Origin of the sequence: Rhodococcoides fascians A44A (assembly GCF_000760735.1) — a bacterium.
Taxonomy (GTDB): domain Bacteria; phylum Actinomycetota; class Actinomycetes; order Mycobacteriales; family Mycobacteriaceae; genus Rhodococcoides; species Rhodococcoides fascians_E.
On sequence record NZ_JMEX01000008.1, the window covers coordinates 833,014 to 847,917 of the forward strand.

Below are 14,904 nucleotides of genomic sequence, written 5' to 3' on the forward strand. Positions count from 1 at the left end.
GCGGGGTGACGGTCAGGGGCCTGCGCGGGCCGAGGCCATTGCATCACGGATACCCAAGCGTCCCAGCGTCACCGAGACAGTGACTTCGACGACGACGTCCCACCCCTCGACGGTGCATGCCGACACGGATCCGCCGACGCGCTCGACGATGTCTCGGCCCGTGGCACACGCGTCCACGACGCCTCGATCGAGCGCACCGGCCGCGGCGAGGGCCCCGAGATCCGCAGCCGACTGTGCTCGGTGGCGCGCGCCGACGGCGGAACCGACGTGCACGACGGCTATCACCACCACCAGCAATGCGGTCAACGCGAACGCCGCGGTCACCGTCACGCTGCCCTTGTCCTGTGTTTGGAATCGAGCGGCTTTCATTCGGGTATCGATTCCATGACCGCCACCGCATCGGCCGAGACGGTGAGCCCCGGCAGCAGCGTGGACGATTCGACTCGAACGGTCACCATCCCGTCCTCGGTGTTCACCGACATCGAGGCTCTCGCAGGTAGCAGCGATCCCGATACGTCGTCACCTCGGGCCACGAGCCGAGCAGCTTCCCTGGCTGCATCGACGCACCGGACATGCTGCGACACGGCGGTGATCGCACCGATGCAGGTGATGACGACGGCGACGATGGAAGCGAGCGCGATGGCCGCCTCCACCGTCGCCGAACCCTCGTCGGCTACACCGAAGTGGCGAGCGCGCGATCGATGATCCCGGTCAACGCATCGACGATCGACGAGCCTGTGACCACCGTATAGAGAATCGCACCGAACGCCGCCGCGGCGATGGTGCCGATGGCGTATTCGGCGGTGGACATCCCGTCGTCGTTCACCGCGGCGAGAATCAATCGCGTCCTGGCCTGTTGCATCACAGCTTTCATGGTCTTCCCCCTCATTGACGTCCGGACCGGCGTACCCGGTCCGGAATTCCAGTCGTGGTGTCACAGGACACCACCTCCGAGCACCGAGCTCGCCAATCCGATCACGACAGGGACGATGCCGAGACAGACGAAGGCGGGCAGGAAACACAGTCCCAGCGGCCCACTGACGAGCACTCCCGCTCGTTCGGCTTCCGCGGCCGCGGCGTCCTCGGCGCTCGCGCGCTCGGAGTCCGCCAATTCCGCGACGGCGTCCGCGAACGACGCACCCGATCGGGAGGATCGACGAGCCATGCGCGCCAACGCTTCCACCTCAGGAAGCGCACCGACTGCCTTCCACGCATCGTCCGGGTCGGCGCCGAGACCGAGCAGATCCGCTGTGGTTCGCAGAGCGGTGGACACGTCGGGTGGAGCCATCGTCGACACCGCGCGAGCCGCGGCCCCTGCCGACAGTCCACCGGCGAGGCAGGCAGCCATCATGTCGAAACACGTTGCCACCGCATGCCGATCGACGACGGTCGTGGTCGCGCTCTTCTCGGCGACGCCGCCCTCCCCCACTACCCTCCCGAGTGCACTCCTGTCCGCCGGTGCAGTGATCAGAGCAGCTGCGGCACAGAGCATCGCAATCCCGATCATCGGCATACCTTGTCGGTGATGGCATCCGTCCACAGGAGTCCGCCGCAGACGAGTGCCGTTCCGATCACGAGGAGAATGCCGCCGAGCCCTCCTCCGAGGAGCACCGACAGTGGAGACGCTCCCATGGCCTGACCGAGGCCGACGCCCACGATCGGCAGGCACGCGAGGACGGTTCCGGTGGCGCGGGCACCTGCCAGCGATGCCTGGGTACGGTCGCGGAACCGATTGCGCGCCTGCATGTCTCTGCGAGCCGCGCCGAGCAGCCGGGCCAGGGCGAGACCGTGGTCGTCGGCGATTCGCCATGCGGAGGCGACGATGGACAGTGGGCCGGAGATCGCTGCGTCCGGTACCGACAGCCCATCGTGCGCCCGCCCACCCATGCGTGCGTGTCCGGAGGCGCGTTCGAACGCGATCCCCACGGTGCCGGAGCTTTCCGCCGCCGCGACAGCCGACGCCGACGCAGGATGCGATCCGACTCCGAGCTCTCCGATGACGGTGTCCAGTGCATCGATCAAACGTGCGGATTCGGTACGGAACTTCCTCTTCTCGGTTGCGGATCGTCGACGCTTCCACCCTGTGGCCCCGACGATCACAGCGGCGAACAGTGCATGCACTCCCGCGAACCACACGAGGGTGACTGCACCGACAACCGCCGAAACTGGAACGATCGCTGCTCGGTACCGCACGGCAATCACAGGCGGAGTGCGGAGCGATCGAAGGCGAGCCTGCGGACCGGGAACGGCCAGAAGCGCAGCTGCGCAGAGCAGTACGCCCACCGCGGTCACAGCGAGTCCATCCGACGGCGAATCATGTCGTCCAGGTCGGCTCTGCCACCGGCGGTACCGTCGATCGACCATGCCGGCAGCACCCCCACTCGGCCCGTCGCGTCGGGAACGAGCACAGCGATCTCCCTCAATCGCCTGCGGCCGTTGGACGATCTGTGCACGTGCAACACCACCTGAACCGCAGCGCCGAGTTGACTGTGCAGCGCATCTCGCCCCATGCCGCCGAGCGCCGCGAGCGCCTCCAACCTCGCGGGTACCTCGGCGGGAGAATTGGCGTGAATGGTGCCCGCGCCCCCGTCGTGTCCGGTGTTGAGCGCCGTCAGCAGGTCGACGACCTCAGCTCCTCGTACCTCACCCACCACCAGACGATCCGGCCTCATGCGCAGTGCCTGACGCACGAGCTGGCGCACGGTCACCTCGCCGACACCCTCGACGTTCGGCGCACGCGCCACCATCCGCACGACATGAGGATGAGACGGGGCGAGCTCGGCGGCGTCCTCGACACACACGATCCGCTCGGTTGCGTCGACCTCACCGAGAAGCGCGGCGAGCAACGTAGTTTTTCCCGCGCCCGTACCCCCGACCACCAGGAAAGCCAACCTGGCCCGCACGACAGCGCGCAGCAGCTCCAGCGCCTCCGGATCGACGGCCCCGCGCTCGGCCAGGGCTCCCAACCCCTGAGTCGCCGGCCGGAGCACCCGCAACGACAGGCACGTGCCGCCGCGCGCAACCGGTGCGAGCACGGCGTGCAGCCGGACCCCGAAGGAACCGTCACCGACCCCGGGCAGTTGACCGTCGACCCACGGTTGAGCATCGTCGAGGCGTCGGCCCGCCGACAACGCGAGCCGTTGACACAGGCGCCGCACGGCCGTCTCGTCGGCGAAACGGATTCTGCTGCGCTCCAATCCGACTCCCCGGTCCACCCACACCTCGTCCGGCGCGGTCACGAGGACGTCCGCGACAGCCGGGTCACGCAGCAGCGGTTCCAACGGTCCGGCGCCGGTGAATTCCGTCTGCAGAGTCCGCAGTGCAGCCAACAGATCGGTGTCGCTGAGCACCCCGCCGGCCTCGATCCTGATGGCTGCAGCCACGGTCGTCGGTGTCGGTTCCTCACCCGCGCCGGCAAGCCTGCCCCGCACCCGGTCGAGAAGTTCCCCCGTCACGACGGCGCTCATGCCGCCCACCGTCCCTGCTGAGGCTTACGTGCGAACGTCTCCAGAATGTCCGACGCCGCACGACGCAGCGGCGATCGCGCCGAGAGGGTCAATCCACCACGTTCGACGCGTCGGGCAAGCCCCGGTTCGGGACGCATGCTCGCGAGCAGCGGAAGGCTCAACGCGTCGGCGATGTCGGTGCTGCGGAGCCCACCCGGGGCGGGGCCGCGGACGACGATGCCGACGTTCGAGTTCCTGGCGCTGAGGTACGCCGATGCGTTCTCTGCGGCGGACACCGACGCCAACGTCGCGGTCACCACGAGCACCACGAGATCCGCCGCGTCGTGGTAGATGTCGGAATGGGATCCGATGGTGCGCGGTGCGTCGCAGACCACCAGATCGCCGATGCGTCGTCCGGCGTCGACAACCGCGGACGTCGACGCCTCGCCCTGGCCCGCGCCGGGCGTTCTGGTCGCCACGCTGCCGGCCGACAGCACCGACAGATGTCCGACGGTGGGGAGCGCACCCCGGAGTGCGTCGCCGGAGATACGACCGGCCTCGACTGTCAGCCCCGGCCAACGGAGCCCCGGGCTGGACTCCCAGCCGAGGAGCAAGTCCATTCCGGCGCCGTACTCGTCTCCGTCCACCAACAACGTTCGGATGTCTCGTGAGGACGCGGTGAGGGCTATCGCCGCAGCAAGGGTGGACGCCCCCGCTCCCCCGGTCGCACCCGTCACCGTGATGACTCCACCGTCTCCCGCGGATTCGCCCGGCTCGGCGTTGAGCAACGCGATGAGCGCGCCGTCGTCGCTCGGCAGTTCCAGGACGTCGGACGCGCCGAGCGCTGTGGCCAATCTCCAGTGATCGACGCTCGCAGCACCGGGGACGACGACGGCAACTCCCGCTCGTCGCGGTAGCGACAGGCGGACTGCTCTGCCGTCGACCAGGACGACACCGGCGTCCTCCCATTCGAGTCGCATCGAGAGCGGAGGCTTACCGACCGGTAAGTTCCGTTCTAACACAACGCAATCCGCCGCGGCTGCTATCCGCAGAACTTCTGCTCGCAGGGCAGCATCATCGGTCAGCAGCAAGCACGGTCGAATGCGTCTCGTCCCGGTTCGGTCGGTGTCCATGGCCAGAAGCTTGGACGCGGAATCAGCTCGCCACCAGGGGGCGGTGCGCGATTGTGGATGAATCGGGGGGTTGTGGATGAATTACTGGACACCCGTACCAGATTTCTTGCCCCGAACAGAGGACGACCCTCGCCAGGGGGGGAGGAGGCGAGGGTCGTCGGGTTCAGCCCCGGGGGGTCGGGCTGAACACGTCCGAGCTAGTCGGACTGCACCGATACTACACCCGCATCACGTGCCCTTTGCAAGTTCAACATTCGCCGAAATCCGGTACCGACCAGTAGCCCTGACACCCACCCGACCACTACGGACTCCCCTCCCGTCACCTGGGTCGTTCCTGCAGGCTCCCCTCCCGTCACCTGGGCCCTCTATCCTTCACAGTGTGACCACCAGCGCCCGTATCGACGACGCCGAATCCACTCGTCCGGCCGGAAGAATTGCCGCGTTCTTCGACTTGGACAAGACAATTATCGCCAAGTCGAGCACGCTTGCGTTCAGCAAACCGTTCTTCGATCAGGGGCTGATAAACAGACGCGCCGTACTGAAGAGCAGCTACGCACAGTTTCTTTTTCTGCTCTCCGGCGCCGACCACGATCAGATGGAACGGATGCGCGCTCATATCGCAGCGATGTGCGCGGGTTGGGACGTGGAACAAGTCCGTTCGATCGTTGCAGAGACGTTGCACGACATAGTCGATCCACTCGTCTTCGCCGAAGCCGCCGATCTCATCGCGGATCACAAACTGCGCGGACACGATGTCGTCGTCGTGTCCGCATCCGGCGAGGAGATCGTCAGGCCGATCGCCGAGGCACTCGGCGCGGACATCTCCACGGCAACCAAGATGGAAGTCGAGGACGGCCGCTACAACGGGACCGTCGAGTTCTACTGCTACGGCGAGGGCAAGGTGGAGGCGATGGAGTCTCTCGCCGAGTCCCGAAACTACGATCTGTCACAGTGTTTCGCGTATTCGGACTCCATCACGGACCTGCCGATGCTGGGCGCCGTCGGACACCCGACAGCAGTCAACCCGGACCGGGCGCTACGCAAGGAAGCCGCTGCCGCGGGATGGCCGATTCTGACGTTCTCCAACCCGGTGTCTCTACGATCACGCATCCAGAAACCATCTGGAACAACCGTAGCGGCAAGTGCCGCAGTAGGTTTCAGCGCTCTGGCCGCCGGCGCGATCACCTACGGACTACTCCGCAGAAAACGATGACCTCTACCCCTTGATGTGAGCGGCGCCACAGGGTACAAATGACGTACGGAAGAACGGAAGGCCAAGTTCGAACCGGAAGAGAAGGTTCGTTTCTCCCGACCGCGATTCCCAGCACGGACATCAGGCACCCACGCGGAGCGCGCCGCTGACAGGGCAGAAGCGCTGTGGGCCTGCGAGTTTCGGGAAGCAGCAGCAAGAACCCTGCACCGGTTGCAGGGATGACCTCCTACTTCACCGGATCGTCGCCGAGGCCTCGCGATCACAGAATCGCCACAGCCCACCTTTGCACGCTTGGTAACCGGTTAGTCCGTGCTAAGGGGCGGCGAAGTCGACTTCGGTCGACGACGCCGCCCTTTTGGGGTTTCTACTGGCCTGCGGAGCCGGCGGCCTCCGCAATCGACGTCGCCTCCGCCGCGCCTGCTTCGAGAGCGCCGCAGCAATAGATGATCCAGCTCCCGACACCCGTCGCCGAGCCGGACGCGAAACCGTCGGCGCCGTCGCGATACGCCTGCGAACGTCGCATCCAGCTGACCTCGGGCACCCCGAGGTTGTGCGGATCGAGACCGGACGACGCCGCGACCAATCTCGACGCTGCGCGGGCGACCACACCATCGGCGGTTCCGAACGGCTTCAACGTCAGCAGCTCACCGTGCACTATCGCCGCGACGACGGGCGCAGGAGCGGACGTACCCCCGGTGACGAGCTGGGCGAGAAGATCCAACCGATTCCCGACGCCGTCGCGTGGCCGCCCGAGCAGTGCGTCGTCGTCGACGAGGTCGGCCGCAGCGAGCAGGTGCAGCCGTGCAAGTGCTTGCAGCGGTGCCCGCTTCCACACCGGCAGCATGTTCTGCAGCGCGTCGCCGTCGAGCGCGGACCCGACGCGCAAGCACCCGGCCAGAATGGGATCGCCGTCCTCGCCTGCACGGGGGAAGTCCATCGTGCCACCGTCGAGCACGGACGACGACCGAGCGGCGCGGACAGCGGCCTCCGCCGCGGTCGCCGGCCAACCCCGGCGGTTGGCCTTGTGTCGGTGAACAGCGCCGAGAGCATCACGCGCGCGCTCGGCGGCGTCGACGATTCCCGGTAGCTCGAGCAGCGGTGCAAGTGGATCGGTCACGAGTGACGACGGTACCCGCGTGCTCTTCTCACCGGCACCGCACCACCGTGCGCTCACGACCGGGACGTCGGCGGTGAACGCACGGTGGTGCGAGTGAACAGGAGGGTCAGGCTCCGAGCTGAATGGATCCACCCGGAATAGCGGCGAGCAGCCGCTGCGTGTACTCCTCCTTGGGATTGTCGAAGACCTCGTCGGTCTTCGCTGCTTCGACGATTTCACCCGAGCGCATGACGAGGACGTCGTCGGCGATCTGCCGGACGACGGCGAGGTCGTGCGTGATGAACAGGTACGTCAGTCCCAGTTCTGCCTGCAGATCGTTCAACAGGGACAGGATCTGAGCCTGGACGAGTACGTCGAGAGCCGACACCGCCTCGTCGCAGATGACCACCTCGGGCTGAAGCGCGAGTGCACGGGCAATGGCCACACGTTGACGCTGACCACCGGACAACTCGTTGGGGAACCGCCGCATGACCGAGGCCGGCAGCGACACCTTGTCCAGCAGATCCCGCACCCGAGCTTCGCGCTCCTTCTTGGTGCCGACGCTGTGGGTGCGCAGCGGCTCCTCGATGGTGCGGAAGATCGAGTACATCGGATCCAGTGAGCCGTAGGGGTTCTGGAAGATCGGCTGGACCCGGCGCCGGAACGCGAATGCATCCTTGTTGGACAGCCCGGCGACGTCGCGGCCGTCGAACTTCACCGTTCCTTCGGTCGGGTCGAGCAAGCCGAGAACCATCTGCGCCACAGTCGATTTACCGGACCCGGACTCGCCGACGATGGCCGTCGTAGTACCGCGCTCGACCGTGAAGGACACGTCCTTGACGGCGGTGAAGAGCGTCGATTTGAACGGGCTTCCGCCGCGCAGCTTGAACTGCTTGGTCAGATGATCGACCACCAGCACGGTGTCCTTGGCGGGCTCGAAGGCACTGTCGTGCTCCTCGGCGACGACCTCCCCGGCAACCTCCTTGGCTTGCTCGACGATCTCCTTGCGCACCGCCGACGACTTCAGCCGCTGCGACGCCAGCGACGGTGCCGCCGCGACCAGCTTCTTCGTGTACGGGTGCTGCGGATTCTGCAGAATCTCCAGTGCCGGACCGGATTCGACGATCCGGCCCTTGCTCATGACCACCAGGTGCTCGGCGCGCTCGGCAGCAAGACCGAGATCGTGGGTGATGAGCAGAACCGCAGTTCCGAGTTCCTTCGTCAGACCTTCGAGATGGTCGAGAATCTGACGCTGCACGGTGACGTCGAGCGCGGACGTCGGCTCGTCGGCGATGAGCAGTTTCGGCCGGGCGGACAATCCGATCGCGATGAGTGCACGCTGACGCATACCACCGGAGAACTCGTGCGGGTACTGATTGACACGCTTCGCCGAGTCCGTCAGGCCTGCTTCGTCGAGCAGTTCGATCGCCCGAGCCTTCGCGGCCTTGCCTTTGGCAATGTTGTTGGCCGCCAACGCCTCCTCGATCTGGAAACCGATCTTCCACACCGGGTTGAGGTTGGACATCGGGTCCTGAGGAACCAGCCCGATCTGACTGCCGCGTACCTCGACGAAGTCCTTCTCCTTGGCCGTGGCCAGGTCCTTGCCGTCGAACAGGATCTCGCCGCCGGTCACCTTGCCGGTGCCGGGCAACAGATTGATGATGGCGTGCGCCGTCGTCGACTTACCGGATCCCGATTCGCCGACGATGGCCACGGTCTGGCCGGGATAGACCGTCAAGCTGACACCTCGAACTGCCGGTACCGGACCGGAATTCGACTGGAAGGACACCTCGAGGTTCTTGATGTCGAGCAGAGGCTGCTCTGCTCTGCCTGGATCAGTGGTCATCGCGTCGTCTTTCGTACGTTCGCTCATCGCTTACGGGCCTTCGGGTCGAGAGCGTCGCGCAACGCGTCGCCCATCATGATGAAGCCCAGCACGGTGATTGCCAGTGCCGCTGCGGGATAGAACAGAATCGTCGATCCCTGACGCAGGGTGACCTGCGCGGCACTGATGTCGCCGCCCCAGGACACCTCGGTCGGGGGAAGCCCGATACCCAGGAAGGACAGCGTGGCTTCGGCAACGATGAAGGTACCGAGCGAGATCGTCGTGATGACGATGATCGGAGCCATCGAGTTCGGGAGGACGTGCCGAATCAGGGTGCGCACCTTGGAGACTCCCAATGCACGGGAGGCCATGACGTAGTCGTTGTTCTTCGCCGACAGCACGGCGCCACGCGTGATGCGCGCCATCTGCGGCCAACCGAACAGTGCGAGAACGAGAATCACGGTCCAGATGGTGCGATCGGTGAAGAGCTGCATGAGCACGATGGCAGCGAGGATCAGCGGGACACCGAAGAAGATGTCTGTGAGACGGGACAGCAGCGAATCCGCCCAGCCGCCGTAGAAGCCGGCGAACGCACCGAACAGCACGCCGATGACCAGAACGAGGAAGGTGACTCCGACACCGGTCAGCACCGACGCGCGTGCGCCGTAGATGGTGCGTGCGTAGATGTCACAGCCCTGCCGGTCGAATCCGAAGATGTGGCCGGACTGCGGTCCCTGCATGCTGAAGTCCAGGTTGCAGTACCTGGGGTCGGCGCTGGTGAACAGCGACGGGAACGCAGCGACGACGATGACGGCCAGAATGATGAGAGCCGAGACGATGAAGATCGGACGCTTGCGCAGGCTCACCCACGCGTCCTTCCAGATGCTGGCGGGCGCCTCGTCGATGTTCACCGCATCGGTCTGACTGACGTCGATGACCTCGTCTTGTTCGACGAATCGCGCTTGCCGCACGGAGCGGTCGTTCGAAGATGTGGACTCAGGCATAACGGATCCTTGGGTCGAGCGCTGCGTAGAGGAGATCGACGACGAGGTTCGCGATCAGGTAGACGACGATCAGGACGGTCACGAAGGACACCACCGTCGGCGCCTCACCTCGGATGACCGCCTGGTAGATCGTGCCGCCGACGCCGTTGATGTTGAAGATTCCCTCGGTGATGATCGCGCCGCCCATCAGAGCAGCGAGGTCCGCGCCGAGGAACGTGACGACCGGGATGAGCGAGTTACGCAAGACGTGCACGTTCACGACACGGCTGCGGGACAGGCCCTTGGCCGTCGACGTGCGCACGAAGTCCGCACTCAGGTTCTCCGCGACCGAGGTTCGCGTCAGGCGCACCACGTACGCGAAGGACACGGCACCGAGCACGAATGCCGGGAGCAGCAGATTCTTGAAACTGGTGTTGCCACCGACCGTCGGCGGGACGATGCCCCATTTGATGCCGATGAAGAACTGCGCCAGGAAGCCGATGACGAAGATCGGCACGGCGATGATGACGAGGCTGACGATCAGCACGGTCGAGTCGAACAGCTTGCCCTTGCGAAGACCGGCGATCAGACCGAAGCCGATACCGAAGACACCCTCGATGACGAGAGCCATCGCGGCGAGCTTGGCGGTGATCGGAAATGCCTGCACGAGAACTTCGCTGACGGGACGGCCGGAGAACGACATTCCGAAGTCGAAGGTGAAGATGCCCTTCAGGTACAGCAGGTACTGGACAATGAACGGCTGGTCGAGGTTGTAGCGAGCCCGCAGCTGATCGGCGACGGCGGGGCTGATGGCCTTGTCACCTGCGAGTGCGGCAATGGGGTCTCCTGGAAGCAAGAAGACCATGGCGTAGATCAGGAATGTCGCCCCGATGAAAACGGGGATCATCTGAAGTAATCGGCGTCCGATGTACCAGAGCATCGGATCACCTCCTTTGGAGGAAGGTGGACGTCACCGAGAAGGCCGGGGCGTCGAAAAGTAGTGAGGGGGCAAGCACACGAGCAGGGCGGTAGGTGAAAGACCTACCGCCCTGCTCGGTCTCATGGAGCTGAAGAAGAGAAGATCAGTTCTTCTCGATCTCGTTGTAGATCGGGATACCGTCCCAGCCGATCTTCACGTTGGTCACGTTCTCGGACCAGCCGCTGGCTGCGTTGCGGTACCAGTTCGGCACTGCGGGAAGGTCGTTCAGCAGGATCGACTGAGCCTGGTTGACCAGTTCCTGCGCTTTGTCCTTGTCCGTCTCACCTGCGGACTCGCGGAGCAGACGGTCGAACTCGGGGTTGGAGTAGTCACCGTCGTTGGAGCTGCCGCCGGTCTGGTAGTTCTGCGCCAGGAAGCCGTACTGCTGCGGGTAGTCACCCTGCCAGCCCGAGCGGAACGCCGTCGGGATGGTGCGGTTGGTGGCCTCGGTACGCAGCTGAGCGAACGTCGGGTACGGAGCACCCTGCGCCTCGATGCCGAGCGTGTTGCGGATGCTGTTGGTGACAGCGTCGACCCATTCCTGGTGTCCACCATCGGAGTTGTACGCGATGGCGAAGGTGCCGGTCCACGGTGCGATGGCGTCGGCCTGAGCCCACAGAGCCTTCGCGGCCTCGGGGTCGTACTCCACGTTGGACTCGTTCTCGAGCGAATCCGTCCAGCCCTCGATGGCCGGGCTGGTGTAGTCCTTGGCCGGGGTACGCGTGTTGTTGAAGATCTGCTCGGTGATCTGATCGCGGTTGATCGCCTTGGAGATCGCCTGACGACGCAGAACGCCTTCCTCGCCGCCGAAGTGTGCGAGACGCGACGGGATGGTGAACGTCTCGATGCTGGCGGACGGCTGGTTGACCGTGCGGCCGGGCAGATCGGTCTCGAACGTGGTGACGGCCGAGGACGGAACGTTGTCGAGGACGTCGACGTTGTTCGACAGCAGATCCGTGTAGGCGGTGTCCAGGTTGCTGTAGAGGATGAAGCTGACACCACCGTTGGCGGGCTTACGGTTTCCGTCGTAGTCCGGGTTGGTGATCAGGTCGATGCGGACGTTGTGCTGCCACGCACCTTCGGAGGCGAACTTGTACGGTCCGTTGCCGATGGGGTTCTCGCCGAATGCCGCGATGTCGTCGTATGCGACCTCGGGAAGCGGGTAGTACGCGGCGAATCCGAGACGATCGGGGAATGCTGCCTCAGGCTGCTTGAGCTCGATGGTGAACGTCTTGTCGTCGACGACCTTCAGTCCGGACATGGTCTGGACGGTCGGGTTCTCGGCGGCGACCTCGTCGTAGCCCTGAATCGGGTCGAAGAACGATCCCTGCAGCTGCGCGTTGGTGGACAGCGCGCCGTAGTTCCAGGCGTCGACGAAGGAGTTGGAGGTGACGGGGGTTCCGTCGGTGAACGTCCATCCGTCCTTCAACGTGATGGTGTAGTTCTGACCGTCGGTGGTGTCGATGGACTCGGCCACCTCGTTCTGCACACCACCCTCGGGCGTGTACGAGACCAGGCCGGCGAAGATCGAGTCGACGACTCGGCCACCGGTGTTCTCGCTGGTATTCGTAGGAACAAGCGGGTTCTGGGGCTCGCCACTCCAGGCGTTGATGATCGCTGAGCCGTCTCCCGACCCTCCGCTGCTCGTCGAGTCACCGGACGAGCACGCCGTGACCAGCGCCGCTGATACGACAACCGCTACCGCAGCTGTCGCAATGCGTGTTCTACGCAAGACAAATCCTCTCTTCGGTCGATCACGGGTTCGCCGTGATCTTCTCCCCACGGGCGTCACGCCCACGGGGTTCTGTGGGGCGACCGCCGGCCACATCCTTTAGTGCGGGGTGGCAACGATCTCAATACCGCAGACTTTAGACACATCCTGAAACGAACATGTGAACTCCCCCAGTTTTTGCTGACTCGCGAGTAAGCACGAAACACGATCGAAACTTTTCGGCAAGTCATTTCCCACCGCTCGAGAGCCCCTCCGAACGGGCAGGCCCGACGGATCAGTCCTGAATACCGTCCGTCGCGGAAAACCGACCGATCACCGCAGATCAGAGGGTTGCACGCCGCTGCAACGATGCGACCGCCCTCACATGTGACTACCCTCACAAGGGCTGCCTGTGATGGCATCGAGCGCCTTACGCGGACGACGAAAGCGAGCAATCAGAGATGACGACCAGTACCCCTGAAGCCACTGAGAACGGCGCCGGGGAGACCTACCCGCCTTCGGCCGAGTTCGCGGCTCAGGCCAACGCGACGGCCGACCTCTACGACGACGCCGAGAAGGACCGACTGGCGTTCTGGGCCGAACAAGCGCGCCGGCTGCACTGGCACACCCCGTTCACCGAGGTGCTCGACTGGTCCGATGCACCCGTCGCCAAGTGGTTCGGCGACGGCGAACTCAACGTCGCCTACAACTGCGTCGACCGCCACGTCCTCGACGGCCACGGTGACCAGGTCGCCATCCACTGGGAAGGCGAACCGGGCGACAGCCGCGACGTCACCTACTCCGATCTCCTCGCCGAGGTCTCCCAGGCCGCGAACACCCTCACCGACCTCGGTCTCGTCGCCGGCGACCGCGTCGCGATCTACATGCCGATGATCCCCGAGGCCATCGTCTCCATCCTCGCGTGCGCACGCCTCGGCCTCACACACTCCGTCGTCTTCGCCGGATTCTCCGCCACCGCACTGCGCTCACGCATCGACGACGCCGAAGCCAAACTCGTCATCACCACCGACGGCCAGTGGCGACGCGGCAAGCCCGCGCCCATCAAAGAGACCGTCGACCACGCCGTCGACGGGGCAGCCGGCAGTGCATTCGAGAACGCTGCCGCGTCAGTCGAGCATGTGCTCGTCGTCAAGCGCACCGACTCCGAGGTGGACTGGACCGAGGGCCGCGACCTGTGGTGGCACGAGAGCGTCGCGCAGGCATCGACAGAGCACCAGGCGCAGCCGTTCCCGGCCGAACACCCACTGTTCATCCTCTACACCTCCGGCACCACCGGTAAGCCCAAGGGCATCATCCACACCTCCGGCGGATACCTGACGCAGACCTCCTACACCCACCACAACGTCTTCGACCACAAAGCAGGCAAGGACGTCTACTGGTGCACCGCCGACATCGGCTGGGTCACCGGGCACTCCTACATCGTCTACGGCCCGCTCTCCAACCGCGCCACCCAGGTCGTCTACGAGGGAACCCCCAATTCCCCCGACGAGCACCGGCATTGGAACGTCATCGAGAAGTACAAGGTCTCGATCTACTACACCTCCCCCACCCTCGTGCGCACGTTCATGAAGTGGGGCAAGGAAATCCCCGAAGCACACGACCTGACGAGCGTCCGCCTGCTCGGATCCGTCGGCGAACCCATCAACCCCGAAGCATGGCGATGGTTCCGCGACGTCGTCGGCGGCGGCACCGCCCCCATCGTCGACACGTGGTGGCAGACCGAGACCGGGGCCATCATGATCTCCCCGCTCCCCGGCGTCACCTCCACCAAACCCGGATCGGCGATGACCCCACTACCGGGCATCTCCGCCAAGATCGTCGACGACGACGCCAAGCCACTCGGCAACGGCGGCAACGGATATCTCGTCCTCGACCAGCCGTGGCCGTCGATGCTGCGCGGCATCTGGGGCGACATGGAACGGTACAAGGACACCTACTGGTCCCGCTACGCCGAAGAAGGCTGGTACTTCGCCGGTGACGGCGCCAAGTACGACGACGACGGCGCCCTGTGGGTCCTCGGCCGCGTCGACGACGTCATGAACGTCTCCGGCCACCGCATCTCCACCAGCGAAGTCGAATCGGCACTCGTCAGCCACCACGGCGTCGCCGAAGCAGCCGTCGTCGGAGCCGCCGACGAGACCACCGGCCAGGGCATCGTCGCGTTCGTCATCCTGCGTGCCGGAGTGGACAACACCGGCGACGAACTCATCGCCGAGCTCAAAGCACAGGTGTCGAAGGAGATCTCACCGATCGCCAAGCCACGCGAGATCTCCATCGTCCCCGAACTACCCAAGACCCGCTCCGGCAAGATCATGCGACGCCTCCTGCGCGACGTCGCCGAAGGCCGCGACCTGGGCGACACCTCCACCCTCGTCGATCCCAAGGTCTTCGAGGCAATCAAGAAGGGCCGCTGACACTTTCGCTTTCAAATGGGTCACTCCGCAGGCTCCGCTCCTGCAAAATACCCCCGAGTTGTGCGTCCAGGACTCCTGGAACC

Annotated in this window: 14 protein-coding genes; 2 read left to right on the plus strand and 12 right to left on the minus strand. The window is 65.1% G+C overall.

Annotated features, from left to right (window positions below):
- Window positions 1-12: 12 nt before the first annotated feature.
- From BH95_RS16255 to ssd, 7 genes are read right to left on the minus strand one after another with little or no spacing between them, the layout of a single operon-like run.
- Window positions 13-369, minus strand: coding sequence for an Rv3654c family TadE-like protein (locus BH95_RS16255; protein WP_019662970.1), 357 nt, complete (start codon window positions 367-369; stop codon window positions 13-15).
- Complete coding sequence (locus BH95_RS16260) at window positions 366-653, minus strand: TadE family type IV pilus minor pilin (RefSeq protein WP_037183153.1); 288 nt, start codon at window positions 651-653, stop codon at window positions 366-368. Before BH95_RS16260 ends, BH95_RS16255 begins: the two co-directional genes overlap by 4 nt.
- Before the next feature lie 20 nt (window positions 654-673).
- Window positions 674-874, minus strand: coding sequence for a DUF4244 domain-containing protein (locus BH95_RS16265; RefSeq protein ID WP_019662968.1), 201 nt, complete (start codon window positions 872-874; stop codon window positions 674-676).
- Between the two features lie 60 nt (window positions 875-934).
- Window positions 935-1,513, minus strand: coding sequence for a type II secretion system F family protein (locus tag BH95_RS16270; RefSeq protein ID WP_019662967.1), 579 nt, complete (start codon window positions 1,511-1,513; stop codon window positions 935-937).
- A complete protein-coding gene (locus BH95_RS16275; protein WP_019662966.1) occupies window positions 1,504-2,292 on the minus strand; it encodes a type II secretion system F family protein in 789 nt (262 codons plus the stop codon). Before BH95_RS16275 ends, BH95_RS16270 begins: the two co-directional genes overlap by 10 nt.
- The gene (locus BH95_RS16280) at window positions 2,289-3,467 is read right to left on the minus strand and encodes a TadA family conjugal transfer-associated ATPase (protein ID WP_170949319.1); all 1,179 of its coding nucleotides are present in this window, start codon (window positions 3,465-3,467) and stop codon (window positions 2,289-2,291) included. Before BH95_RS16280 ends, BH95_RS16275 begins: the two co-directional genes overlap by 4 nt.
- Window positions 3,464-4,579: a septum site-determining protein Ssd gene (ssd, locus tag BH95_RS16285; RefSeq protein ID WP_080738025.1), complete on the minus strand. Its 1,116-nt coding sequence runs from the start codon at window positions 4,577-4,579 to the stop codon at window positions 3,464-3,466. The genes BH95_RS16280 and ssd overlap by 4 nt, the downstream gene beginning before the upstream one ends.
- A gap of 379 nt (window positions 4,580-4,958) precedes the next feature.
- Between ssd and BH95_RS16290 the strand changes: the two genes are divergently transcribed.
- Window positions 4,959-5,792, plus strand: a complete 834-nt coding sequence (locus BH95_RS16290; RefSeq protein ID WP_019662963.1) for an HAD-IB family hydrolase — start codon at window positions 4,959-4,961, stop codon at window positions 5,790-5,792.
- A gap of 364 nt (window positions 5,793-6,156) precedes the next feature.
- Here BH95_RS16290 and BH95_RS16295 read toward each other — a convergent pair whose 3' ends face one another.
- From BH95_RS16295 to BH95_RS16315, 5 genes are all read right to left on the minus strand, one after another.
- Window positions 6,157-6,909 (minus strand): hypothetical protein, encoded by a 753-nt coding sequence (locus BH95_RS16295; protein WP_026347403.1) that lies wholly within the window; start codon window positions 6,907-6,909, stop codon window positions 6,157-6,159.
- Between the two features lie 106 nt (window positions 6,910-7,015).
- A complete protein-coding gene (locus BH95_RS16300) occupies window positions 7,016-8,761 on the minus strand; it encodes a dipeptide ABC transporter ATP-binding protein (RefSeq protein ID WP_037183159.1) in 1,746 nt (581 codons plus the stop codon).
- Window positions 8,758-9,717, minus strand: coding sequence for an ABC transporter permease (locus BH95_RS16305; RefSeq protein ID WP_019662960.1), 960 nt, complete (start codon window positions 9,715-9,717; stop codon window positions 8,758-8,760). The genes BH95_RS16300 and BH95_RS16305 overlap by 4 nt, the downstream gene beginning before the upstream one ends.
- Window positions 9,710-10,636, minus strand: a complete 927-nt coding sequence (locus BH95_RS16310) for an ABC transporter permease (protein ID WP_019662959.1) — start codon at window positions 10,634-10,636, stop codon at window positions 9,710-9,712. The genes BH95_RS16305 and BH95_RS16310 overlap by 8 nt, the downstream gene beginning before the upstream one ends.
- Window positions 10,637-10,778: 142 nt before the next feature.
- Window positions 10,779-12,407, minus strand: coding sequence for a peptide ABC transporter substrate-binding protein (locus tag BH95_RS16315; protein ID WP_019662958.1), 1,629 nt, complete (start codon window positions 12,405-12,407; stop codon window positions 10,779-10,781).
- Window positions 12,408-12,847: 440 nt separating this feature from the next.
- Here BH95_RS16315 and acs point away from each other — a divergent pair, with 440 nt between their 5' ends.
- Window positions 12,848-14,821, plus strand: a complete 1,974-nt coding sequence (gene acs, locus BH95_RS16320; protein WP_037183162.1) for an acetate--CoA ligase — start codon at window positions 12,848-12,850, stop codon at window positions 14,819-14,821.
- The last annotated feature ends 83 nt before the right edge of the window (window positions 14,822-14,904 follow it).

What these genes read in the sequence shown, in the direction of transcription:
- BH95_RS16255 (WP_019662970.1), bottom strand. Translation starts at nt 369, where the DNA reads ATGAAAGCCGCTCGATTCCAAACACAGGACAAGGGCAGCGTGACGGTG.
- BH95_RS16265 (WP_019662968.1), bottom strand. Translation starts at nt 874, where the DNA reads ATGAAAGCTGTGATGCAACAGGCCAGGACGCGATTGATTCTCGCCGCG.
- BH95_RS16270 (WP_019662967.1), bottom strand. Translation starts at nt 1,513, where the DNA reads ATGCCGATGATCGGGATTGCGATGCTCTGTGCCGCAGCTGCTCTGATC.
- BH95_RS16280 (WP_170949319.1), bottom strand. Translation starts at nt 3,467, where the DNA reads ATGAGCGCCGTCGTGACGGGGGAACTTCTCGACCGGGTGCGGGGCAGG.
- ssd (WP_080738025.1), bottom strand. Translation starts at nt 4,579, where the DNA reads ATGGACACCGACCGAACCGGGACGAGACGCATTCGACCGTGCTTGCTG.
- BH95_RS16300 (WP_037183159.1), bottom strand. Translation starts at nt 8,761, where the DNA reads ATGAGCGAACGTACGAAAGACGACGCGATGACCACTGATCCAGGCAGA.
- BH95_RS16305 (WP_019662960.1), bottom strand. Translation starts at nt 9,717, where the DNA reads ATGCCTGAGTCCACATCTTCGAACGACCGCTCCGTGCGGCAAGCGCGA.
- BH95_RS16310 (WP_019662959.1), bottom strand. Translation starts at nt 10,636, where the DNA reads ATGCTCTGGTACATCGGACGCCGATTACTTCAGATGATCCCCGTTTTC.
- acs (WP_037183162.1), top strand. Translation starts at nt 12,848, where the DNA reads ATGACGACCAGTACCCCTGAAGCCACTGAGAACGGCGCCGGGGAGACC.